Source organism: Serratia sp. TSA_7 (assembly GCF_052692135.1).
Genome location: NZ_JBQZFU010000002.1, coordinates 605,462 through 627,052, shown reverse-complemented (window position 1 = coordinate 627,052; position 21,591 = coordinate 605,462). Strand labels below are relative to the sequence as shown.

At 59.2% G+C, this 21,591-nt stretch carries 18 protein-coding genes and 1 pseudogene; 14 read left to right on the top strand and 5 right to left on the bottom strand.

Annotation, left to right across the window (positions count from 1 at the left end; genetic code table 11):
- The first annotated feature begins 2 nt into the window (after window positions 1–2).
- From ACUTQW_RS11790 to ACUTQW_RS11780, 3 genes are all read left to right on the top strand, one after another.
- A complete protein-coding gene (locus tag ACUTQW_RS11790; RefSeq protein WP_006326962.1) occupies window positions 3–803 on the top strand; it encodes a sulfite exporter TauE/SafE family protein in 801 nt (266 codons plus the stop codon).
- Window positions 804–870: 67 nt separating this feature from the next.
- Window positions 871–1,428 carry an elongation factor P hydroxylase gene (locus ACUTQW_RS11785; RefSeq protein WP_004947474.1) on the top strand — a complete coding sequence of 186 codons (558 nt, stop codon included), beginning with the start codon at window positions 871–873 and terminating at the stop codon, window positions 1,426–1,428.
- 32 nt (window positions 1,429–1,460) lie between these two features.
- Entirely contained in the window at window positions 1,461–1,742 is a 282-nt protein-coding gene (locus ACUTQW_RS11780; RefSeq protein WP_004947471.1) for a YfcL family protein, read from the top strand.
- 43 nt (window positions 1,743–1,785) lie between these two features.
- Here ACUTQW_RS11780 and mnmC read toward each other — a convergent pair whose 3' ends face one another.
- On the bottom strand, window positions 1,786–3,807 hold the full coding sequence (gene mnmC / locus ACUTQW_RS11775) for a bifunctional tRNA (5-methylaminomethyl-2-thiouridine)(34)-methyltransferase MnmD/FAD-dependent 5-carboxymethylaminomethyl-2-thiouridine(34) oxidoreductase MnmC (protein WP_006326961.1): 2,022 nt from the start codon (window positions 3,805–3,807) through the stop codon (window positions 1,786–1,788).
- 170 nt (window positions 3,808–3,977) lie between these two features.
- Here mnmC and fabB point away from each other — a divergent pair, with 170 nt between their 5' ends.
- The 7 genes and pseudogenes from fabB (at window position 3,978) to ACUTQW_RS11740 (ending at window position 12,473) form a co-directional block, all read left to right on the top strand.
- Window positions 3,978–5,192 carry a beta-ketoacyl-ACP synthase I gene (gene fabB / locus ACUTQW_RS11770; RefSeq protein ID WP_004947465.1) on the top strand — a complete coding sequence of 405 codons (1,215 nt, stop codon included), beginning with the start codon at window positions 3,978–3,980 and terminating at the stop codon, window positions 5,190–5,192.
- 205 nt (window positions 5,193–5,397) lie between these two features.
- Entirely contained in the window at window positions 5,398–5,619 is a 222-nt protein-coding gene (locus tag ACUTQW_RS11765) for a hypothetical protein (protein WP_004947462.1), read from the top strand.
- Between the two features lie 203 nt (window positions 5,620–5,822).
- On the top strand, window positions 5,823–6,245 hold the full coding sequence (locus ACUTQW_RS11760) for a hypothetical protein (RefSeq protein ID WP_020439509.1): 423 nt from the start codon (window positions 5,823–5,825) through the stop codon (window positions 6,243–6,245).
- Between the two features lie 68 nt (window positions 6,246–6,313).
- The gene (locus ACUTQW_RS11755; RefSeq protein WP_006326952.1) at window positions 6,314–6,637 is read left to right on the top strand and encodes a copper-binding protein; all 324 of its coding nucleotides are present in this window, start codon (window positions 6,314–6,316) and stop codon (window positions 6,635–6,637) included.
- 10 nt (window positions 6,638–6,647) lie between these two features.
- Window positions 6,648–7,907, top strand: coding sequence for a TolC family protein (locus ACUTQW_RS11750; protein ID WP_006326951.1), 1,260 nt, complete (start codon window positions 6,648–6,650; stop codon window positions 7,905–7,907).
- Window positions 7,904–9,357: pseudogene (locus tag ACUTQW_RS11745) on the top strand (efflux RND transporter periplasmic adaptor subunit). The gene ACUTQW_RS11750 and the pseudogene ACUTQW_RS11745 overlap by 4 nt, the downstream one beginning before the upstream one ends.
- On the top strand, window positions 9,354–12,473 hold the full coding sequence (locus ACUTQW_RS11740) for an efflux RND transporter permease subunit (RefSeq protein WP_235195915.1): 3,120 nt from the start codon (window positions 9,354–9,356) through the stop codon (window positions 12,471–12,473). The pseudogene ACUTQW_RS11745 and the gene ACUTQW_RS11740 overlap by 4 nt, the downstream one beginning before the upstream one ends.
- A gap of 46 nt (window positions 12,474–12,519) precedes the next feature.
- Here the strand turns inward: ACUTQW_RS11740 and apbE are convergent, their stop codons facing one another.
- Window positions 12,520–13,551, bottom strand: coding sequence for an FAD:protein FMN transferase ApbE (gene apbE, locus ACUTQW_RS11735; protein ID WP_006326948.1), 1,032 nt, complete (start codon window positions 13,549–13,551; stop codon window positions 12,520–12,522).
- 155 nt (window positions 13,552–13,706) lie between these two features.
- On the opposite strand from apbE, the gene ACUTQW_RS11730 reads away from it, so the two are divergent.
- Window positions 13,707–14,819, top strand: coding sequence for an SLC13 family permease (locus tag ACUTQW_RS11730; RefSeq protein ID WP_235195914.1), 1,113 nt, complete (start codon window positions 13,707–13,709; stop codon window positions 14,817–14,819).
- 35 nt (window positions 14,820–14,854) lie between these two features.
- Here the strand turns inward: ACUTQW_RS11730 and pepT are convergent, their stop codons facing one another.
- Window positions 14,855–16,087 (bottom strand): peptidase T, encoded by a 1,233-nt coding sequence (gene pepT, locus ACUTQW_RS11725; RefSeq protein WP_006326946.1) that lies wholly within the window; start codon window positions 16,085–16,087, stop codon window positions 14,855–14,857.
- 216 nt (window positions 16,088–16,303) lie between these two features.
- On the opposite strand from pepT, the gene ACUTQW_RS11720 reads away from it, so the two are divergent.
- A complete protein-coding gene (locus ACUTQW_RS11720) occupies window positions 16,304–17,200 on the top strand; it encodes an endonuclease/exonuclease/phosphatase family protein (RefSeq protein ID WP_006326945.1) in 897 nt (298 codons plus the stop codon).
- Between the two features lie 199 nt (window positions 17,201–17,399).
- The gene (locus tag ACUTQW_RS11715) at window positions 17,400–18,587 is read left to right on the top strand and encodes an MFS transporter (RefSeq protein ID WP_006326940.1); all 1,188 of its coding nucleotides are present in this window, start codon (window positions 17,400–17,402) and stop codon (window positions 18,585–18,587) included.
- On the opposite strand, the gene pdxR is transcribed toward ACUTQW_RS11715, so the two are convergent.
- Window positions 18,574–20,007: a MocR-like pyridoxine biosynthesis transcription factor PdxR gene (gene pdxR, locus ACUTQW_RS11710; RefSeq protein WP_407821941.1), complete on the bottom strand. Its 1,434-nt coding sequence runs from the start codon at window positions 20,005–20,007 to the stop codon at window positions 18,574–18,576. The two genes, ACUTQW_RS11715 and pdxR, sit on opposite strands and share 14 nt — an antisense overlap.
- A 92-nt stretch (window positions 20,008–20,099) precedes the next feature.
- Between pdxR and ACUTQW_RS11705 the strand changes: the two genes are divergently transcribed.
- Window positions 20,100–20,555 carry a rhodanese-like domain-containing protein gene (locus ACUTQW_RS11705; RefSeq protein ID WP_006326937.1) on the top strand — a complete coding sequence of 152 codons (456 nt, stop codon included), beginning with the start codon at window positions 20,100–20,102 and terminating at the stop codon, window positions 20,553–20,555.
- Between the two features lie 3 nt (window positions 20,556–20,558).
- Here the strand turns inward: ACUTQW_RS11705 and flk are convergent, their stop codons facing one another.
- On the bottom strand, window positions 20,559–21,590 hold the full coding sequence (flk, locus tag ACUTQW_RS11700; RefSeq protein WP_006326935.1) for a flagella biosynthesis regulator Flk: 1,032 nt from the start codon (window positions 21,588–21,590) through the stop codon (window positions 20,559–20,561).
- Window position 21,591: the final 1 nt, after the last annotated feature.

Below are 21,591 nucleotides of genomic sequence, written 5' to 3'. Positions count from 1 at the left end.
AAATGGATTGGTTCGTCGTTGGCCCCGAGATGCTCGGGGTTTTGTTCGTGGTGGCGTTGCTGGCGGGTTTTATCGATTCCATTGCCGGAGGCGGCGGCCTGCTGACCGTGCCGGCGCTGCTGGCGGTGGGGGTTTCCCCGGCGCAGGCGCTGGCAACCAACAAGTTGCAGTCGGTGGGCGGTTCGTTTTCCGCCAGCCTGTACTTTATCCGCCGGCGGGCGGTGGATCTTAACGATCAGAAACTGACGATCCTGCTGGCGCTGATCGGTTCCATCGCCGGGGCGATTCTGGTGCAGCATATGCGCGCCGATCTGCTGCGACAAATGCTGCCGCTGCTGGTGATTGGCATCGGTCTGTACTTTTTGCTGACCCCGCGTCTGGGGGAAAGCGATCGTCAGCGCCGCCTGAGCGCGTTGCCGTTCGGGCTGGTGGCCGGTGGCTGCGTCGGTTTTTACGACGGTTTCTTCGGCCCCGGCGCCGGTTCGTTCTATGCGCTGGCCTACGTGACGTTGTGCGGCTTCAATCTGGCCAAATCCACCGCGCACGCCAAGGTGCTGAACTTCACCTCCAACGTTGGCGGCCTGACGTTTTTTATCATCGGCGGCAAAGTGGTGTGGGGCATTGGCCTGGTGATGCTGATGGGGCAGGTGCTCGGCGCACGCCTGGGCGCGCATATGGTGATGACCCGTGGGCAGAAGCTGATTCGGCCCATGATCGTCATCGTCTCGCTGGTGATGAGCTGCAAACTGCTGTACGACAACCACGGCGCGGAAATTCAGCAGTGGCTGGCGCTGCATATTTAGCATGCCGAAAGATCGCTAAAGTGGAATAATCACCGCTTTATTTTTGTGGTTATAGAGTTTTTTATTTATGTCAGACACACAGACTACCCATCAATACGCGCAATTGATTGATATATTTAATCAATGCTTTAGCGAAGACTACAACACGCGGCTGGTCAAGGGCGATGATGAGCCGATCTACCTGCCGGCCGACGATGCGTTGCCGTACCACCGCATCGTTTTTGCCCACGGTTTTTATGCCAGCGGCCTGCATGAGATCTCGCACTGGTGCATTGCCGGTGAAGAGCGCCGCAAATTGGTGGACTTCGGCTACTGGTATTGCCCGGACGGGCGCGATGCGCAAACACAAAGCGAATTCGAAGCGGTAGAAATCAAACCGCAGGCGCTGGAGTGGATGTTCTGCGTGGCCGCCGGTTTCCCGTTCAACGTCAGCTGCGACAACCTGAACGGCGACTGCGAGCCGGATCGTATCGCCTTCCAGCGCAAGGTACGCGACCGGGTGTTATCGCTGCTGGAACAGGGAATACCCACAAGACCCGCGCGCTTTATTCAGGCGTTACAATCGTTCTACAATACGCCCCCGCTGGCCGCCGGGCATTTTCCCTATCCGGAAGATTTCTGTTAACGCCACAGCTTGCTATTTAAAGAGGAAATTTGATGATCGCAGAATTTGAAGCGCGCATTCTGGCGCTGATTGATGACATGGTAGAGCACGCCAGCGATGATGAACTGTTTGCCGGTGGCTACCTGCGCGGTCATCTGACGCTGGCGGTGGCTGAGGCGGAAGAGCACGACGAGCATACCGCCGAAGCGCTGAAAGCGCGGGTGGAAAATAGCCTGCATAAAGCCATCACCGCCGGCGAGTTGTCGCCACCGGACCAGATTTTGGTGCGCGGCATGTGGGAAAATCTGTACCAGACCGCATTGCCGACCCCCTGATGCCCATCACAGGGCGCTTCAAAAGCGCCCTGCAACTTCGGCATTAAACCGCACGCCCCTTTAGCAATTTTCTCACCCACATCCGGTTCGGATTCAACGCCGCCAGCATCTCCGCGTCGCCCGGCAAGGGTTCGCCAAACAGCTGCGCCGCCAGGATCTCTGCCGCCAGCGGTGCCGAACACAGCCCGCGTGAACCCAGGGCGCCAAGAACAAACAGGTTGGGATAAAGCGGGGCGTCTGCCACGGTTTCGCCAAGCTGACGGCGGCGTTGCAAATCCTGATACTGCGTCAGCGTGGCCTGATAGTCCGGCACTGCGCCAATCATCGGCAGGTGATCGCGGGTAGCGCTGCGCACGCCGCAGCGGGCATGGTGCGCGCTGACGTCCACCTCTCGCGGCCATGCTTGTTCCGGCAGGCAGCGCAACAGACGCGCTCGGTTATCCTGCTGCTCTTCCTCGCGGTATTCAGTGGCGGTATCGCCGCGCTGGTAACTGGCGCCGATACAGTGCTGTTGATTATGAGCATTGACCGGCGTCAGGTAGCCGTCGTAGCACAGCACCTGCTTCAATTCGCTCAGCGCCGGGGTGGTGGGAATATGGGAAACCTGGCCGCGTACCGCGTATACCGGCAGCGCTTCACTTTGCGCCAGGTCGGAAAGGCGGTGGCCATTGGCCAGAATGACCGTGGCATGCCGGCGGGTTTCGCCATTGCCGAAGCCGAGCTGCCAATTGCCGTCTGTGTGTATGAGGGTGTTTAGGTCGTACTCGTAATGGCAATGCATCCCCTGACGTTGCGCCAACGCAATGGCGCCCCGCGTCAGCTCAGCCGGGCATAGCCAACCGCCTTGCGGGTAGCTGACGCCGCCAAAACCGCTGTCTACGCCGCACAGCGCGCTGAGCGTGGCGCGATCGGCCGGTGCCGCCAGCGCCGAAGGCCATTCAACCGCCACTATCTTGGCAATTTTCCCGGCACTTTTCTCATCAAAGGCCAATTGGCTGACGCCGCACCATTGATGATCGAATGCCACGCCTTGTTGCAACAGCGCATCGTACTGGCGGCGGGCAAACGGGAAGGCGGCGCTGAAAAAGGTTTCCAGCGCGTCACCGCGGCCGTTCAGCAACGGATAGAGCGCCCCCTGACGGTTGCCCGATGCACCTTCGGCCGGTTGCGGATCGGCGCAGTATAGCGTCACTTTCGCGCCGCGCCGCAGCAGGGCGAGAGCGATAAGTGCGCTGGCGACGCCGCCGCCGATGATGGCGATATCGTCAGTGTTTTCCGCCGCCGGGCGCAGGAACCAGGGCGCGGGATGCGGCAAGGCCGGCGCATTGGCGGGTAACTCGCCGATCAGCATTTCGCGTTTCTGACCGAAACCTTTGCTCTTTGTTACCTCAAAACCCGCCTGTTGCAACCCGCGCCGTACAAAACCTGCGGCGGTAAAGGTGGCTAAGGTACCTCCCGGCCGGGCGAAACGCGCCATGGCGGCGAACAGCTGCTCAGTCCACATATCCGGGTTTTTCGCCGGCGCAAAACCATCGAGGAACCAGGCGTCGACCTGGTGATTCATGCTGGGGTCAAAGTGCGGCAGCAGCGCGTTGACGTCGCCGAACCACAGATCCAGCGTAATGCGGCCCTGAGCCAGTAGCAGGCGGTGGCAGCCCGGCAACGGCAGCGGCCATTGAGCGCGGAGCTCATCGGCATAGGGGGCCAGTTCCGGCCAGCGTGCGTGTGCGGCCGCCAGATCGGCGTGCAACAGCGGGAATTTTTCAAAACTGATGAAATGCAGCCGTTGCAGCGGGGCATCTTGCATTGCAGCACGAAAACCGGCAAACGCCTGCCACAGGGTTAAAAAGTTGAGCCCGGTGCCAAAGCCGGTTTCCGCGACGATAAACAGCGGGCGCGGGTGCTCGCTAAAACGCTGCGGCAGCCGGTTGCCCTTGAGAAATACGTAACGGGTTTCTTCCAGCCCATCCTGATTAGAAAAGTAGACGTCATCAAACTGTTTCGAAACAGGTGTACCCTGTTCGTTCCAGGATAACGCTGCGGTTTGGATCGGGGCGTGGCTCACGGTTAGTTGCTCGTAACTCAAGGGGTGACGGGATTCTAACGGGGCTAGCGAAATGGCGCAAACTGGATAAGAATAAAGCTGAAAAACGCTGATCGGACTTGTTCGGCGTACATCTGTACGCTAAAGTGCGATGCAAAATCCCGAATGTAAAATTGTGGAAGAGGTACTGAATGAAACGTGCAGTGATTACTGGCCTGGGAATCGTCTCCAGCATTGGTAACAACCAGCAGGAGGTCCTGGCGAGCCTGCAGGAAGGACGTTCTGGGATCACTTTCTCCCAGGAGCTGAAAGATTCCGGCATGCGTAGTCACGTATGGGGCGATGTTAAATTGGACACTACCGGTCTGATCGACCGTAAAGTGATGCGCTTTATGAGCGACGCGTCCGTTTATGCCTATCTTTCCATGGAAGAAGCCATCAAGGATTCCGGCCTGGCTGCCGATCAGGTTTCCAACGATCGCACCGGTCTGGTGGTTGGCTCAGGTGGCGGCTCTCCGCGCAACCAGGTTGCAGGTTCCGACGGCATGCGCGCCAAAGGCCTGCGCGGCGTGGGTCCTTATATGGTGACCAAGGCCATGGCTTCAGGCGTTTCCGCTTGCCTGGCAACCCCGTTCAAAATTCGTGGCGTTAACTACTCCATCAGCTCTGCCTGCGCAACCTCTGCACACTGCATCGGTCACGCGGTGGAATTGATCCAACTGGGCAAGCAGGACGTGGTCTTTGCCGGCGGCGGTGAAGAACTGTGCTGGGAAATGGCCTGTGAGTTCGATGCGATGGGCGCACTGTCCACCAGCTACAACGAAACCCCGGAAAAAGCGTCCCGTACTTATGACGCAGCGCGTGACGGTTTCGTCATCGCCGGTGGCGGCGGTATGGTGGTGGTTGAAGAGCTGGAACACGCTCTGGCGCGCGGCGCGCACATCTATGCGGAAATCATCGGCTACGGTGCGACCTCCGACGGTGCCGACATGGTGGCTCCATCAGGTGAAGGCGCAGTGCGCTGCATGAAGATGGCGCTGCAAGGCGTGGATACTCCAATCGATTACATGAACGTGCACGGCACCTCCACGCCGGTGGGCGACGTGAAAGAACTGGGTGCCATTCGCGAAGTGTTTGGCGACAACACCCCGGCCATCTCTTCCACCAAGGCCATGACCGGTCACTCTCTGGGTGCCGCGGGCGTGCAGGAAGCGATCTACAGCCTGCTGATGGTTGAGCACGGCTTTATCGCGCCGAGCATCAACATCGACAACCTGGACGAGAAAGCCGCTGGCATGAACATCGTGACTCAGCCGACCAAACGCGAGCTGACCACCGTGATGTCCAACAGCTTCGGTTTCGGCGGCACCAACGCCACGCTGGTCATGCGCAAGCTGCAAAAGTAATTTAGCCGCAATCCATGCCAGTTGATCAAGCCCGCTTCGCAGCGGGCTTTTTACTGCCTGTCGCTGCCCGTTCAGAGTTATCCCAAATTACATCTTTTGACGGATCATTAACGCCTCGTTCAGCCTTTTACGCATACAATAGCCCGATAACGCGATTATCACTCGGCGTAGCGTTTTCAGAGTGATCGAACCTTGAGGCATGAGTATGAAAAAGTTAATTGCGGTTGGGTTGCTGTCAGTGTTTCTGGCGGGGTGCGCGACTGAGTCACCTTGTGTCCCGGTTTATGACGATCAGGGGCGTTTGGTGCACACCAACACCTGCATGAAGGGCACGACGCAGGATAACTGGGAAACCGCGGGCGCTATCGCCGGTGGTGCGGCGGCGGTTGCTGGCCTGACGCTGGGTATTATTGCGTTAACCAAATAATCGTCTGTCGGTGAATGTCCCCGTAAAAAGCTCAGCTATTGCTGGGCTTTTTCTTTGGGCGATGAGCCGCCAGTTGATTGAAGTCATGGTATTTTTATTTCTGGTTCGCTGACGGATACCGCTTTGTCAGCGGGTGTAAATTCCATTCCTGCGCCTGCCCTGGGTCGATATACTCCCGCTATCTCATCCGTTGGAATCATCTGATGTCGGCCTTGACGTCCATATCCTTATCCATGCACCGTCTGCGCTTCGCTAAAAAGCGGGCCTGTGCATGGTTATGGGTCGTCAGCTGGCTGTTGTTGAATACCCAGCTGGCGCTGGCCAGCCATAACTGCAACCTGCAGTTCAGCGGCGAAGCGCCGATGGCACAGCATATGATGCATATGCAAAACAGCGTGCCGTCGCAGCAGCAGATACAGGCCCAAGAGCCGCTATGCGAGAAACACTGCGTACCTGAGTCAGCCCAACAGGATCACACCAACCTGACGTTGGCTGCTTTACCCACCAGCGGCGAATTGGCCGTCATTACGTCTTTCCCGTCACGTTCTACCTCGTCCAATACCTGGCAAACGCCGCCAATAACAGGCCCGCCGGCAGAGATTGTTTTCTGCCGGTTCCGTGAATAGCTCTGACAACCGCTTTGCCGTCCCCGACGGTTTTCCGCGTTTGTTAACTATTTTATGGAGTACCCGTTATGCGTAATGTCTTTGTCGCCGTAGTGTTCACCCTGTTTTTTGCCTTTACCGCCAGCGCTGCCGATAGGGCGATGCAGGATCCTGCCGCCAAACCGACCGTCGAAATCCACAGTCAGGGCATCATCAAAGCCTGGGATGTGCGGAAGGTGTCCATCGCTCACCAGGCCATTCCTGCGCTTGATTGGCCGCCAATGACCATGAGTTTCCTGCTCCCTCCAGCGCCTTCCTTCGCCGCATTGCCGGTGGGTACCGCGGTTGACTTCAGCTTCCTGCCGATCGACGGCGGTTACCGGCTGATCGCTGTCGCTGCCGCTCGGCAATAACGGAGGCACCATGACCATTATCATTTCTCACCCGCTACGGGTGGGCTGGCTGCTGCTCGCCTGTTGGGCACCGGTCTCTCAGGCGGCGGAACTGACCTTACAGCAGTCGCTGACGGCGGCGGAAGGGTATTCTGCGGAACTGTCCGCCAATCGGCATCAGGTGAACGCCTTGCAGAACATGGCGGATTCGGCGATGCAGTTGCCCGATCCCAAGCTGAAGTTCGGCATTGAAAATGTGCCGGTGCAGGGCGGTAACGCCCAGCGTTTTACTCGCGAAGGCATGACCATGGGGCGAATCGGCATCATGCAGGATTACGTCAGCGGCACTAAACGTCAGCGTAAAGCGGACACCCTGCGTGCCGAAGCCAGCCAGACAGATGCAGGCAGCGCCACCATTCGCGCTCGTCTACAGCAACAAACTGCGCAGGCGTGGCTGGCGCTGGCGTTGAGCCGACAAACCTTGAGTGATGCCTCAGCGCTGGTGACGGAGAGTGAACGTCAGATCGCCACTCAGTATGCTGCCGTGGCCGGCGGTGGAACGCCTGCGAGCGGCGTACTGGACGCCAGGCTGACGCTGCTGAGCATGCAGGATCGCATCAGCGAGGCGCAGCGTGACGTTGCTGTCGCGCAGGCACGCCTGGCGCAACTGACCGGCCTGTCTGCAACGGATACTGCCGGGGCGATGCCGCGCTTTGAGCGTTTACCGGCCGACAGCGACGTATTGCGGCAGGCCATCAGGCAGCATCCCGAAGTGCTGCAAGCCAGCCGCGAGGCTGACGTTGCCAAAGCGCGCTCGGCTCAATCCGCGGTGGCGGCAATACCGGATGTCGGTGTTGAGGTGTATTACGGCAAGCGCGCCGACGATTACGAGGATCTGGCCGGGGTGATGTTTACCGTCGATTTGCCGTTGTTCCGCGCACAGCGGCAGGACAAGGACTATGCCGCCGATGTTTCCCGCAGCATGGAGGCCAACGATCGGTTGACGCTGTTGATCCGTGACCATCAGGCACAACTCGATACGCTGTTGGCGCAGTATCAGGCAGCGCAGGCGCAGTGGCAGCGCCAGCAACGTCAGGTCATTCCCCTGCAGCAACAGCGAGTGAGCCTGTTGTTAGCGCAATATCGCAGCGGTAAAAACGACCTGTCTGCGGTGCTGGAAGCGCGGCGGGCGCTGCTCGACAGCCGCCTCAGTGCCGGTAAGGCCGCCAGGGAACTGGCGCAGATTTGGGCCGCCATTCGCTATCTCACCCCTCAGGAATCGATGCAATGAAAATACAATTCAAGCTGGCGCTGTTAGCGGCGCTGATCGGCAGTGGGCTGGCGGGATACTGGTTTGGCGCAGCGGGGGGAGACGCGCCCGCGCCGGTCGCCAAGAGTGAGCGACAGGTACTTTATTGGTACGACCCGATGATGCCGGGACAGCGTTTTGACAAACCGGGTAAATCGCCTTTTATGGATATGCAACTGGTGCCGCGCTATGCCGATGAGGCAGAGCCCGAGGGCGGCGTGACCATCAGCGCCCGTCAACAGCAGAACCTGGGCGTTCGCACCGAAGCTGCGCAATTGCGCCAACTGGCGCCGCAACTGAGCGCTTTCGGCAGCGTCGCGACCGATGAACGTGGAGTTCAGATTATCGCTGCCCGCGCCAACGGGCTGGTGGAAAAACTCTACGTGCGTGCCAGCCAGCAACAGGTGAAAAAGGGCGAAGCCTTGGCGCAACTGTGGATCCCCGACTGGAGTGCGGCGCAGCAGGAGTATCTGGCGGTACGTCAACTGGGAGACACCGCGTTAAGCGCCGCCGCACGCCAGCGGTTACAGCTGCTGTTTATGCCCGAGGGGTGATTCGGCAGGTGGAGCGCACGGGTAAACCCGAGCCGCGCGTCAAGATCACGGCACCGGGAAATGGGTTTGTGAATAAGCTCAGCATTTTGGAAGGCGCTCAGGTCACCGCCGCGCAGGGGCTGTTTGAGATAGCCAGCCTTGATCCGGTGTGGATCGTTGCCGATTATCCGCAGGCGCAGGCCGGATTGCTGAAAGTGGGCGATAAGGTGCAGGCGGCTTCCGCCAGTTGGCCTGGTGAAAGATTTGAAGGCGAGGTGAGCGAACTGCTGGCCAATGTCGATCCGCTGACCCGAACCTTCAAAGCGCGCATCCTGCTGAAAAATCCTCAGCAAAAACTTCGGCCGGGCATGTACCTGCAACTCACGCTGTCGCACAGCACCCTCGGTCAGCCGGTGTTGGCGATACCGCAGGAGGCGCTGATCGGCAGCGGCGATCGCAATAGGGTGTTGCTCGCCGAAGGCAATGGGCATTTCACGCCGGTTGAGGTGGTGGCCGGGCGTGCACAGGATGGCTGGGTGGAAATCAAACGCGGGCTGAGCGTCGGGCAACAAGTGGTGACCTCCGGCCAGTTCCTGATCGACTCCGAAGCCAGCATGCGCAGCGCCCTGCCGCAGATGGCGGCGCAAACCGAGCTGAAACAGTACCAGGCTGAAGGCGTGGTTGAGGCATTGAATGATAGCGCCATAACGCTGTCCCACGGCCCCGTGCCGGAGCTGCAGTGGCCGGCGATGACCATGGATTTTGCTCTGCCGTCGGCGGGGTTGCCGGCCGGCATCAAACCTGGCGACAGGGTGAAAATCGATTTTACCGTTGATGACCAAGGTTCGCATATCCGTCAGATTGTGCTGACGAACGCTGCGCATGGGGGCCATTTATGATTGCTTTCGTGATCCGTTGGTCGCTGCGCAACCGGCTATTGGTGCTGCTGGCTTCGGTGTTGTTGGCTGGATGGGGCGTTTGGGCATTGCAGAAAGCGCCGCTGGATGCATTGCCGGACCTGTCTGACGTACAGGTGATTGTCCGTGCCACTTACCCCGGCAAGGCACCGCAAGTGATTGAAGATCAGGTTACCTATCCGCTGACCACCACGCTACTTACGGTGCCGGGAGCCAAAACGGTGCGTGGTTTTTCCATGTTTGGCGACGCTTACGTCTACGTGCTGTTTGAGGATGGCACCGATCTTTACTGGGCACGCTCGCGGGTGTTGGAGGCGCTGAGCCAGGTGCAATCCTCGCTGCCGTCGCAGGTGAAGGTGGCTCTGGGGCCGGACGCCACCGGTGTCGGCTGGGTTTACGAATATGCTCTGGTGGATAAAAGCGGGAAACATAGCCTGGCCGACTTGCGCGCGCTACAAGACTGGACGCTGAAATTTGAACTGAAAACCGTCCCCAACGTGGCTGAAGTGGCCAGCGTCGGCGGTATGGTTCGTCAGTATCAGGTGGTACTGGACCCGCCAAGCCTGCGCGCGCTGAATATCACGCATCAACAGGTGGTAAGTGCCATTCAGGATGCCAACCAGGAAGGCGGCGGCGCAGTGCTGGAGATGGGGGAAGCGGAATATATGGTGCGGACCTCGGGCTACCTGAAAAAGCGGAGTGACTTTGCCAACGTGGTGATTACCGTGCGTGACGGCGTGCCGATCCTGCTTTCGCAAGTGGCGACGTTGCGCGAAGGGCCGGAGATCCGTCGTGGTGTGGCTGAGCTGAACGGCGAGGGCGAAGTGGCGGGCGGCATCGTAGTGATGCGCTACGGTAAAAATGCGCTGGAGACCATTAACGCGCTGAAGGTGAAGCTGCAAGAGGTTCAGCAGACCTTGCCGCCGGGGGTAGAAATTGTGACTGTGTATGATCGTTCGCAACTGATCGAACACGCGATTGAAACCCTGTCCCACAAGCTGCTGGAAGAGTTTCTGGTGGTAGCCCTGGTCTGCACTTTGTTCCTGTTCCATTTCCGTTCGGCGCTGGTGGCGATGATCACGCTGCCACTGGGCATTCTTGGTGCTTTTGTGGTCATGCATTATCAGGGCGTCAACGCCAATATCATGTCGCTGGGCGGGATAGCTATCGCGATTGGTGCCATGGTGGACGCGGCGATCGTCATGATTGAGAACATGCATAAGGTGCTGGAGCAATGGCGGCAACGCCATCCCGGGCAGCAGCCGACATCGACGGATTATTGGCGCATTTCAGAGCAGGCGGCGGTGGAAGTGGGGCCGGCGCTGTTTTGCAGTTTGCTGATTATCACGTTGTCCTTCATTCCGGTGTTCACCCTGCAGGCGCAGGAAGGGCGGATGTTCTCCCCGCTGGCCTACACCAAAACCTACGCCATGGCGGTGGCCGCTGGCCTGGGCATTACGCTGGTGCCGGTGCTGATGGGCTACTTTATTCGTGGCCGTATTCCCGATGAGCATGCCAACCCGATTAACCGCTGGCTGATCCGCCTGTACCAACCGGTATTGGCGGCGGTGTTGGCGCGGCCGAAAACTACGCTCGGGGTTTCGTGCTTATTGCTGTTGTTGACGGCATATCCGCTTAGCCGATTGGGCAGCGAATTTATGCCGCAGCTTGACGAAGGCGATCTGCTTTATATGCCATCGTCATTACCGGGCATGTCGGCGCGTGAGGCGAGCAGGTTGCTGCAATTGACCGACCGGCTGATCAAAACCGTGCCGGAAGTGGCGACGGTATTCGGCAAGGCGGGGCGGGCGGAGAGCGCGACCGATCCCGCGCCGTTGACCATGCTGGAAACCACCCTTAGCTTCAAGCCGCGTGACCAGTGGCGGCCGGGTATGACCATGGACAAATTGGTGGCGGAGCTGGACGCGGTGGTCAAGGTGCCGGGCATTGCCAATGTTTGGGTTCCGCCGATCCGCAATCGGCTGGACATGTTGGCCACCGGGATAAAAAGCCCGGTTGGCATCAAGGTGAATGGCAATAACATGGCCGACATCGAGCGGATTTCCGGGCAGATTGAGCAGGTGGTAAAACAGGTGCCGGGTGTCACCTCGGCGTTGGCGGAGCGCATTACCGGCGGCCGTTACGTGGACATTGATATCGATCGCCAACGCGCCGCGCGCTACGGCGTTTCGGTGAAAGAGCTGCAATCCATGGTGGCGACCTTGGTGGGGGGGGAGAACATTGGCGAAACCGTCGAAGGCCGGGCGCGTTATCCGATCAATGTGCGCTACCCGCGTGAGGTGCGCGATTCTGTGCAGCAACTGCAGGCGTTGCCGGTGTTGACCGCCGGCGGTGGTCAGGTGCCATTGTCGATGTTGGCGGACATTAGTGTCACTGAAGGGCCACCGATGCTGAAAAGTGAAAACGCGCGGCTCTCCAACTGGATTTATGTCGATCTGCGCGGACGGGATCTCAAATCGGCGGTGGAAGAGATGCAACGGGCGGTCGCTCAGCAGGTTAAGCTGCCGGCGGGCGTGTCGTTGAGCTGGTCCGGGCAGTTTGAGTATCTGGAACGTGCCAGCGCCCAATTGAAAATCGTACTGCCGGTGACGTTGGCGATCATTTTCGTGCTGCTGTTTGTTACCTTCAGCAGCGTGCGTGATGCGCTGTTGATCATGGCGACGCTGCCGTTTGCGCTAATAGGCGGCGTGTGGCTGCTGTATCTGCTGAACTACAACCTTTCGGTGGCCGGGGCGGTGGGCTTTATTGCACTGGCGGGGGTGGCGGCGGAATTTGGCGTGATCATGGTGCTGTACCTGAATCATGCTCTGGAAAAACACCGCCAGCCGGGGAAACCGCTCACCCGAAAACAGCTGATGGACGCCATCGCCGAGGGCGCGGTATTACGGGTGCGGCCAAAAGTGATGACCGTCGCCACCATCATGGCTGGGCTATTACCGATCATGTGGAGCAACGGCGCAGGCTCTGAAGTGATGCGCCGCATTGCGGCCCCGATGATTGGCGGGATGCTCAGTGCACCGTTGTTGTCGATGCTGGTCGTCCCGGTGGTCTACTTATTGTTGCATCGCAAAGGATGATGGCGCGGGGCGCAGTGTGCTGCGTCCCGCTTTTACGAAACGAAGACTACTTCGCCAGAAACGCTTTGAACTGCGGCGTCATCACGGCGCTGAAACCTTCATCGGTTTTGCTGATCAGGTACACCGCCAGCCCTTTTTCTTCCGCCAGCTTCAGCGCTTTTTCCGTCCCCAGCACCATCAACCCGGTATCCCAGCCGTCCGCTTCCAGCGCGGTTGACGCTATCACTGTGGCGGAGACCAGCCGGTGGGTAATGGGCCGGCCGGTAACGGGATCGATAACGTGCGAATAGCGCTGGCCATTCTGTTCGAAGTAGTTGCGATAGCTGCCGGCGGTACTGATGCCGTAGCCTTGCAGATCGACCAGCGCCTGCACCGCATTTTCCCTGTCGGTCGGTTTTTGGATCGCCACTCGCCACGGCTTGCCCTGGCCGTTGACGCCGCGTGAGGACACCGCGCCGCCGACCGACACCAGATAGTTGGTGATGCCGTTGCGCGCCATCAGTTTAACAAGCTGGTCAACGCCGTAGCCTTCACCCAGGGTCGAGAGATCGACATACATGTTCGGCAGATCTTTTTGCAGCCACTCCCCACGGCTGTCGCTGAGCAATTTGAGATGCTGCAGGCCAATATTTTTTTGCGCGGCTTCAATCTGCTGCTGCTCCGGCACCTTGACTGCGCGTTTGTCCGGGCCAAAACCCCACAGATTCACCAGTGGGCCGACGGTAATATCCATCGCACCCTGCGTATCGCGGCCGATTCGCTGGGCCGTCAGGATAATATCCGCCATCCCGCGCGGGATGGGTTGCGGGTCGGTACTGTGCGATTGATTGAAGCGCGACAGCACCGACGCGGGGCGGTAGGTGGAAATATCATCGTTGGCCCGTTCGAGCAAGGCGTCGACCTGCTGTTGCAGCAACGGCTTGCTGATCTTGACGTCACCGCTGATTTTGACGCTGTAGAAGGTGCCCATGGTTTTGCCTTCGAGGTCGATCTGCGAACGGGTTTCCTGATCGTTACAGGCGGCAAGCAGGCTGAGCGCGGTGCTCAGCAACAGCCCTTTGGCGATAGCGTTGACCATGAAAAATCCTTAGAAACGTAGAAAGGCGCTACAAATAAAGTAAAGCGCGGCAAATGAAAAGCGCAGAAAGGTAAAATAGCATTTTGCTGGCATTGCCGCCGCGCTTGGGCTAACGTCTGGCTCCTGATTCCAGATTGATTTTTGAAGCGATGACCATGAGTTCAAACGCCGCTGCCCGGCTGATCCAACCGTTCCTGAAAGATCGTTTCCTGCATATCCTGCTGTTGGCCGGTGTGGTGATGGCCGCCCTAAACCCGCAGCAGGTGCCTGCATTAGCCGGTTTTATCGACTGGCGCACCATTATTACCCTGCTGGGGCTGATGCTGTTGACCAAGGGCGTTGAGGTCAGCGGTTATTTTGATTTTGTTGGCCGTAAAATCATCAACACGTTGCGCAGTGAACGGTGGCTGGCGCTGTTTTTGGTGTTTTCCGCCGCGCTGTTGTCTTCGTTCCTGACCAATGACGTGGCGCTGTTTATCGCCATTCCGTTGACCATTACACTAAAAAAACTTTCCTCGCTGCCGGTCAGTCGGCTGATTATCTTCCAGGCGCTGGCGGTCAACGCCGGCTCGCTGTTAACGCCGATCGGCAATCCGCAAAACATTCTGCTGTGGAGCAAGTCGTCGCTCTCTTTCCTGGGGTTTATCATTCAGATGGCGCCCTTTGGCGCGGCGATGATGGTCAGCCTGCTGGCCCTGACCTGGTTCAGCTTCCCGGCGCGGGATATCGTAAAGGCACCGCATACTGAGGGCTATCCCTATCAGCGGCCGCTGTTGCTGAGCTGCGTGGCACTGTACGCGATTTTTCTGCTGTGTCTGGATGTCGGTTTGGCGCTGTACAGCCTGTTGGCGGTGTTTGCCGGTTTCTTGCTATTGGCGCGCCGGGTGCTGTTGCAGATCGACTGGAGCCTGATTTTTGTCTTTATCGCCATGTTTATCGACGTCGGCTTGTTTACCCAATTGCAGGCGATTCAGCCCTGGTTCGCCGATATCGCCCGGCTTGGTGACGGCGGCATTTACGCATTGGGGATTGGGCTGTCGCAGATCATCAGCAATGTGCCGGCGACCATTTTGCTGCTCAACTACGTGCCTTCCAGCCAACTGGTGGCCTATGCGGTGAACGCCGGGGGCTTTGGGCTGGCGATTGGCTCGCTGGCGAACCTGATTGCGCTGCGCATGGCGGGGGAGCGCAAGATCTGGCTGAAATTCCATTACTACTCGCTGCCATTGCTGGCCTGGGGTGCGCTGCTCGGCTGGCTATTGGCCTGACACCGGCCGCGCTTTGCTGCGCGGCCAACGCTTTTCTAACCACGCGCCGCCAGCAAACAAATGCTGCGGGTCACCTGATAAGATTTCACAAAGGAACTGACCGGCAGAAACTCGAAACGCGAATGGAAATTGTGCGCGCCGGTGAAGTAGTTCGGCGTCACCACGCCACGGCTGGACAGCGCTGCGCCGTCGGTGCCGCCGCGCATCGGGATCACCTTCGGCGGAATGCCGTGTGCGGCGAGGGCGCCGAAAATCAGTTCGATGGCGCGCTTGTCTTCACCGATTGAGTTGCTGATATTGCTGTAGATATCCGTAACGCTGCAGCTCACCCTGGCGCGCGGGTAGTTCGCCGCCACCTGCCGCACCACCTCCTGAATACGCGCTTTACGCGCATTGAAAGCGACCAGATCGAAATCGCGAATCGACACTTTTAGCGTGGCGAGATTGGCGTTGGCGGTGATGTCGTTGAACCAGAAATAGCCTTCGCGCCCCTCGGTATGTTCCGGGGTATCCAGGATATCGAACTGATTGATGATGTCGGTGGCGATGCGAATCGGGTTGATCAGCACGTTCTTCGCCGACATCGGGTGTGCAGTCACGCCCTCGATACGGATCTCCGCCGCTGCCGCATTGAAGTTTTCATAAACCACTTCGCCCAGTTCACAGCAGTCGATGGTGTAGGCGAAATCTACGTCAAAGCGCGCCAAATCCAGCGCTTTGGCACCGCGCAGACCGATCTCTTCATCCGGCACAAAGGCCACCACAATGTCGCCGTGGCGGTCTGTGGCGCTCAGGTTAGCCAGCAACGTCATCACGACAGTAACCGCCGCCTTGTTATCGGCACCGAGCACGCTGGTGCCGTCGCTGAAAATAATGTCTTCGTTCGGATAGGCCTGGATCTCCGGATGTTCGGCGGTGCGCAGCCAAATGTCGTGCTCCGCGTTCAGGCAGAGATCCTGGCCGCTAAAGTGCAGGCGCTGAGGATGTATGTGCGCCGACAGGCCGACGTCGACGGTATCGATATGGGTAATAAAACCGATGCGCGGCGCACCGGGTTGGTTGCCGGGTTTGCGGGCGGTCACGGTGGCGTGCTCGTCGATTTGCACGTCCTTCAGCCCCAGTTGGCGCAACTCGGCTGCCAGCAACTTCGCCATATCATGCTGGCCGGGCGTGCTGGGCAGGGCGTTGACGGCGGCATCGCTCTGGCTGGTGACCGCCAGATAACGAAAGAAACGTTCGGTAAGCTGTTCGGCAATGGCGCTGGTCATGCGGGTTCCTCTCGATAAGCTGTCTATCGGTTTTAATGCTAAATCAGCCGGTTGTCCATTGCTGCAATGCTTTCTCTGTCGGAATGCGAGACGCCGCGCAGAATAAAAAAATAGCGGCGCAACTAGGAAATAGTCGCAGGTATCTGCGGCAGAATCGTTGTTAGCTGTGGGGGAAAGGGTGCCCCAACAATAAATCTGATCGTTAAAGGAGAACCGATGCGCTCACGTAATGCTTTGCTTATTACTCTGTTATCCCTGGGAATGTCTCATGCCGCCTGGTCATCCACCGCTGCCGGCAATGCCAACAGTAACGTCAACAGCCGCGAAGTGGCCAGCGCACTCGGCGGCCTGAAGAACAAAACCTATGATCTGGAGCAGGCGCCGAAGATCCGCATCGCCAGCTTCAATATTGCCGCCGGCAAGGTCAGCGACATGACCGCCATCGCCAAGGCGATCAAGGCGATGAACGTCGACGTGGTGGCGCTGCAGGAAGTGGATAAGCTCACCGGCCGCAGCGGGAAACTCGATCAGGCGGAGGAATTGGCCAAGCTGACCGGCATGCACGTAGCCTTTGGTCGGGCGATAGACTTTGACGGCGGCGAATATGGCCTGGCGTTTCTGTCGAAATACCCCTTGCATGACAGCAAGATTTATCCGCTGCCTTCCGGCCAGCGTGAACAGCGCATTGCCTTTAGCGCCCAGACCGACGTGCCTGAGTTTCCGGCGCCGATCACTTTGATCAATACCCATCTGGACACCAAGGAAGACCCGGCCATGCGCCTGGATCAGGTGCGTGAATTAAACGATCGCACCATCGAGATACGTGGCATCAAGCTGCTGTTCGGCGATATGAATGACGTGCCGGGCAGCGTCACCTGGACCGAACTGAGCCGTTACTGGAACGACATCATGCCTGCGACGCAAGATGGCCGCAGCTGGCCGGCGGAAAATGCGGAAATCAAAGTCGATTATATCTTTAGCGGCAATGCCCAACGCTGGCATCTCGACAGCCTGACGGTGCCTAACGCCAGCGGCGACTGGAATGGCATTCACTGGCCCGCGGTCAGCGATCACCTGCCGGTGGTAGCCGAGCTGCGGCTGACCGAGCAGTAAAGGGCCCGAGTAAACGCGGGTTGGCGATTGACAGCCGCAGAGCCCGCTGGTTACTATCTGGCGATACAACCCAGGGTTCTGGGTTGCGTAGGCGTTCACGTAATCCAACGCGCTCGTTCTTGTTGCCTTTGGCAACGAGAGAAGAGTGGGTTGGAGTCATCTGGCTCTCTCTGTATTTCCCCTTTTGAGTGAGCAATCTATGTCATCTACGATTTCACATGCGGAGCCTTCCGCTAACAAAGCGCTGCTTTCGCTGACCTGCGCGATCTTTCTCACCTATCTGACTGTAGCTTTGCCGTTGCCGGTGATCCCGCTGTACGTGCATTTTGAACTGGGCATGAGCAACCTGATGGTGGGGGGCGCGGTGGGGATTCAGTTTCTGGCGACGGTACTGACCCGCGGTTACGCCGGTCGGCTGGCTGACCGCTTTGGCGGCAAACGCTCGGCGCGACAGGGGATGATTGCCTGTTCGCTGGCCGGCGTCGCCTATCTGGCGTCAGCGCTGCTGCCGGCGGCGCCAGAGATCAAATTCGCCTTGCTGATCCTCGGACGCCTGATTTTAGGCTACGGCGAAAGCCTGCTGCTGACCGGCACCCTGACCTGGGGCTTTGGTCTGGTGGGGGCCGCCCGCTCCGGCAAGGTAATGTCCTGGACCGGCATGGCGATCTACGGCTCGCTGGCGGCAGGCGCGCCTGTCGGCCTGATGTTGCATCAGCACTGGGGCTTTGTGGCGTTAGGCGTGTCTACTTTGCTGCTGCCGCTGATCGCCATGCTGCTAAATATGCGTGTCGCGGCGGTGGCGCCAACGCACGGTGAACGTCCTTCGCTGTGGAAAATGGTGGGCAGCATTTGGCAACCGGGCGTAGCGCTGGCATTGCAGGGCGTGGGTTTTGCGGTGATTGGCACCTTTGTGTCGCTGTATTTTACCGCGAATGGCTGGGGACATGCCGGCCTGGCGCTGACGATGTTCGGCGTGGCATTTGTGGTGATGCGCCTGCTGTTTGGCCATTATCCCGACAAGTTCGGCGGCATCCGCGTGGCGCTGGTTTCATTGCTGATTGAGGCCTTTGGCCTGCTGCTGCTGTTCTCGGCCGCCACGCCGCTGATGGCGTTGGTTGGGGCGGCATTCACCGGTTTAGGTTGCTCATTGATCTTCCCCGCACTGGGCGTGGAGGTGGTGAAACGCGTGCCGCCGCAGGTGCGCGGCACGGCCGTCGGCGGTTACTCGGCGTTTCAGGATGTCTCTTACGCCATTACCGGCCCATTGACCGGGCTGTTGGCCACGTCGCTGGGCTATTCCTCGGTATTTATGGCCGGAGTGGTGTGTGCGTTGACCGGCGTGGCTTTCACGCTGTTGTTTGCGCGCAGCAACGCTAAGCGGGAATGATCCGGGCCAGCCGTTCGACCCCGGCACGGATCTCCCCCGGCGTCAGGGCGGCGAAACCCAACAGCCAGCCGTCGCGTCGCGCCTGCGCCGTTTGATACTGTGCCGCCAGCCCGGGCGTGATCACACCTAGCTGCTGTGCCTGGCGGGTGAGGGCCATTTCCTGGCCCGGCGGCAGCCAGACGCTGAGTTGCAATCCGCCACCTGCCTGCTGTGGGGTGGCATAATGCCCAAGCTTTTCCTGCACTTCCTGCAGCAAGTAGTCACGACGGCTGCGGTACAGCTGGCGCATGTAGCGGATGTGGGCGGCAAAATACCCTTGATGGATGAATTCGGCGGTGACCGCCTGCATCAGTTGGGCGCTGTGGCCGTCGTAAACCGTACGTGCGGTGGTAAAAGGTTCCACCAGGGCGGGCGGCACCACCAGATAGGCCAGCCGCAGAGAAGGGAAAAGCGCTTTGGAAAAGGTGCCTAAATACAGTACGTTGCCCTGGCGATCCAGCCCCTGCATCGCCGGCATCGGCTGACCGTCATAGTGAAATTCACTGTCGTAATCGTCTTCAATAATCCATGCCCGCTGCCGCTGGGCCAACGCCAACAGTTGGAGTCGCCGTGCCAGGCTCAGTGCCACGCCGGTGGGATAGTGGTGCGAGGGCGTCAGGTAAATCAACTGCGGCCTGGGTAACTGCTCATGTGGTTGCATACCGGCTTCGTCCACGCTGACCGGTACCAGCTCTGCACCTGCGCTGGTAAAGGCGTTTCTGGCACCGGCATAACCGGGGTCTTCCATCCATACCTTGTCGCCGCTGTCCAATAGCAGGGCGGCGATCAGCTGTAGCGCCTGTTGCGAACTGGTCAGCACCACGACCTGTTGCGCGTCGCAGTTGACCCCGCGCGCCTGGCTAACGTAACCGGCAATGGCCTCACGCAGCGGCAGGTAACCCTGAGGGTCGCCATAGCGCATCAGGTTTTCTCCCCGCAGGCGCAATTGCTGAGCGGTGAGCTGCTTCCACAGCTTTAACGGAAAGGCACGCAGATCCGGTGAGCCGGCGGCAAACGGCAGCGGTTGCTGCGGATCGCGGCAGCCACCGGTTTGCACGATCTGCCGGCCACGTGATGACAAGCGAGGCTCACCCGCGATTTTGCGGGCTGAAGGGGACTTCACTATGTCGATCGCCACAAAGGTGCCTTGGCCAACCCGCCGCTGCAGATATCCCTCGGCCTCCAGCTGGCTGTACGCCGCCTCGGCGGTCACCCGCGAGACGCCTAAATCCCCGGCCAGAACCCGTGATGAGGGCAACCGTTGCCCACGGCTCAGCGTTCCGTTATGAATAGCGCGGCGCAGCGTGCCGCAAACGCGTTCACGCAAGGTGCCTGCGTCCTGTTCCGGCCGTTGGAAAAGCGAGATTAGCGCACGGGTCATAATGGGTCTTGTCTTGTGGCGAGAATGGGTATCAATCATAAGACCAAAATCAGGCAATATTGTCATCAGTCTCATCCACAGGAGTGAATTTTATGGCGGCATCTTCATTGGTTTTGGCATTTCCCCCTGGGCCGGCGGGGCAAAGCCTGGATTATCTGGCGGCGAAATTGAGTTATTACGCGGACGCATGGGATGTGGCGGAAGATCTGCGCAACGGCGTCAGCGAGATCCTGGTGATAGATACTCGCGCGCAAGCCTTGTATGCGGCCGGGCATATTCCCGGCGCTATCAGTTTGCCGCATCGGCTGATGGACGAGGCCGGCACGGCGCATCTGGATCGCAATAAAGTCTATGTCACCTATTGCGACGGCATCGGCTGCAACGGCTCGACCAAGGGGGCATACAAGCTGGCGCAACTGGGGTTCAGAGTGAAGGAGCTGATTGGCGGGCTGGATTTCTGGAAACGCGATGGCCATCCATTGGCCACCGGTGAGCAGCCGGGTTCGCTGCGGGGCACTGCAGCAGGGGAAGACTGCGGTTGTGCCTGACGGTTAAAACACCAGCGCCAAGACCACCGCCAGTACCAGAATCAGCAGGATAAACGCCACTGCCGGCTTGTTCAGCGCCTTTTGCAGCGGTTGAGGCAGCGCGGCGATCAACGGATTGAGCAACGGCTGCGGTTCGGCAGGGCCGCCGGCGATCGGCTGAGTGGGGCCGGTTTTTTCAAGACGGCGGGCAAACAGCTGGTTGATGGCATCGCTCATCTGCGGGTGGGTGAGCGGTGCGCTGGCGTTGCAGTTGAAACGCGACTGGCAGTAGTCATTCAACTGTTGTTGTTCCTGTGGGTCGGCCGGTTGTTTAAGTGCGGCCAACAGGCTGTTCAGCGTAGGTGCGGACTGCGGACTAAGCGCCACTTTGACCTGCAAAAACTGGTTTAGCAGTTGGAAATGGCGAGCCGGTAGCGGGTCGTTGGTTTTTACCCCGGCCAGATCAAACAGCGTCTGCCAGATCTTGATCGGCGACTCGCCGGTAGCGGCGCTGAGTTTGGTCACCTGCTGCTGCAGGTTTTGGTGCTCGGCAGGCAGTAACGGGCGATCGCTGGTGGCGGTCTGCTGCGGATGAGGAATGGCCAGGCTGCCGGTCTGCAACAGGTTCAACACCTGCTGCAATTGCGGATGGCTCAATTGGCTCAGCACCGTGTGGCCAAACTGCTGACGAATAAAATCGCTGACGGCCTGGCGGTTATTGCCCTGCGGCAACAGTTCGGTGAGTTGCTGAAGCAACTGGCGGCTGGCATGGCTTTGCTGCACCTGATTCAGGCGGTTTTGCAACAGTTGCTCGGCCGGCTGGAAATGGCGAGCCAGCAGTTCGTTGCTATTATGGTCTGCCCCGAGATCGTGACGTAGCGTGGCCCAGATTTCTGCGGACTTGGCCGGGCTGAGCGCCATGATCTTAACGATCAACTTCTCCAGCGTAGTGCGTTGCGCCGGAGAGAGCGGGCTGTCGTCGGTGGTTGTGGTTTTGCCCGGGTTCGGAGGGCGATCGCTGGCGATCGGGGTGCCCGGTCCACTCAAAGGTTGCATA

Excerpts from the sequence above, each read along its gene's own strand:
- ACUTQW_RS11790 (WP_006326962.1), top strand. The coding sequence starts at position 3 with ATGGATTGGTTCGTCGTTGGCCCCGAGATGCTCGGGGTTTTGTTCGTG.
- ACUTQW_RS11785 (WP_004947474.1), top strand. The coding sequence starts at position 871 with ATGTCAGACACACAGACTACCCATCAATACGCGCAATTGATTGATATA.
- ACUTQW_RS11780 (WP_004947471.1), top strand. The coding sequence starts at position 1,461 with ATGATCGCAGAATTTGAAGCGCGCATTCTGGCGCTGATTGATGACATG.
- fabB (WP_004947465.1), top strand. The coding sequence starts at position 3,978 with ATGAAACGTGCAGTGATTACTGGCCTGGGAATCGTCTCCAGCATTGGT.
- ACUTQW_RS11765 (WP_004947462.1), top strand. The coding sequence starts at position 5,398 with ATGAAAAAGTTAATTGCGGTTGGGTTGCTGTCAGTGTTTCTGGCGGGG.
- ACUTQW_RS11760 (WP_020439509.1), top strand. The coding sequence starts at position 5,823 with ATGTCGGCCTTGACGTCCATATCCTTATCCATGCACCGTCTGCGCTTC.
- ACUTQW_RS11755 (WP_006326952.1), top strand. The coding sequence starts at position 6,314 with ATGCGTAATGTCTTTGTCGCCGTAGTGTTCACCCTGTTTTTTGCCTTT.
- ACUTQW_RS11750 (WP_006326951.1), top strand. The coding sequence starts at position 6,648 with ATGACCATTATCATTTCTCACCCGCTACGGGTGGGCTGGCTGCTGCTC.
- ACUTQW_RS11740 (WP_235195915.1), top strand. The coding sequence starts at position 9,354 with ATGATTGCTTTCGTGATCCGTTGGTCGCTGCGCAACCGGCTATTGGTG.
- apbE (WP_006326948.1), bottom strand. The coding sequence starts at position 13,551 with ATGGTCAACGCTATCGCCAAAGGGCTGTTGCTGAGCACCGCGCTCAGC.
- ACUTQW_RS11730 (WP_235195914.1), top strand. The coding sequence starts at position 13,707 with ATGAGTTCAAACGCCGCTGCCCGGCTGATCCAACCGTTCCTGAAAGAT.
- pepT (WP_006326946.1), bottom strand. The coding sequence starts at position 16,087 with ATGACCAGCGCCATTGCCGAACAGCTTACCGAACGTTTCTTTCGTTAT.
- ACUTQW_RS11720 (WP_006326945.1), top strand. The coding sequence starts at position 16,304 with ATGCGCTCACGTAATGCTTTGCTTATTACTCTGTTATCCCTGGGAATG.
- ACUTQW_RS11715 (WP_006326940.1), top strand. The coding sequence starts at position 17,400 with ATGTCATCTACGATTTCACATGCGGAGCCTTCCGCTAACAAAGCGCTG.
- pdxR (WP_407821941.1), bottom strand. The coding sequence starts at position 20,007 with ATGACCCGTGCGCTAATCTCGCTTTTCCAACGGCCGGAACAGGACGCA.
- ACUTQW_RS11705 (WP_006326937.1), top strand. The coding sequence starts at position 20,100 with ATGGCGGCATCTTCATTGGTTTTGGCATTTCCCCCTGGGCCGGCGGGG.
- flk (WP_006326935.1), bottom strand. The coding sequence starts at position 21,590 with ATGCAACCTTTGAGTGGACCGGGCACCCCGATCGCCAGCGATCGCCCT.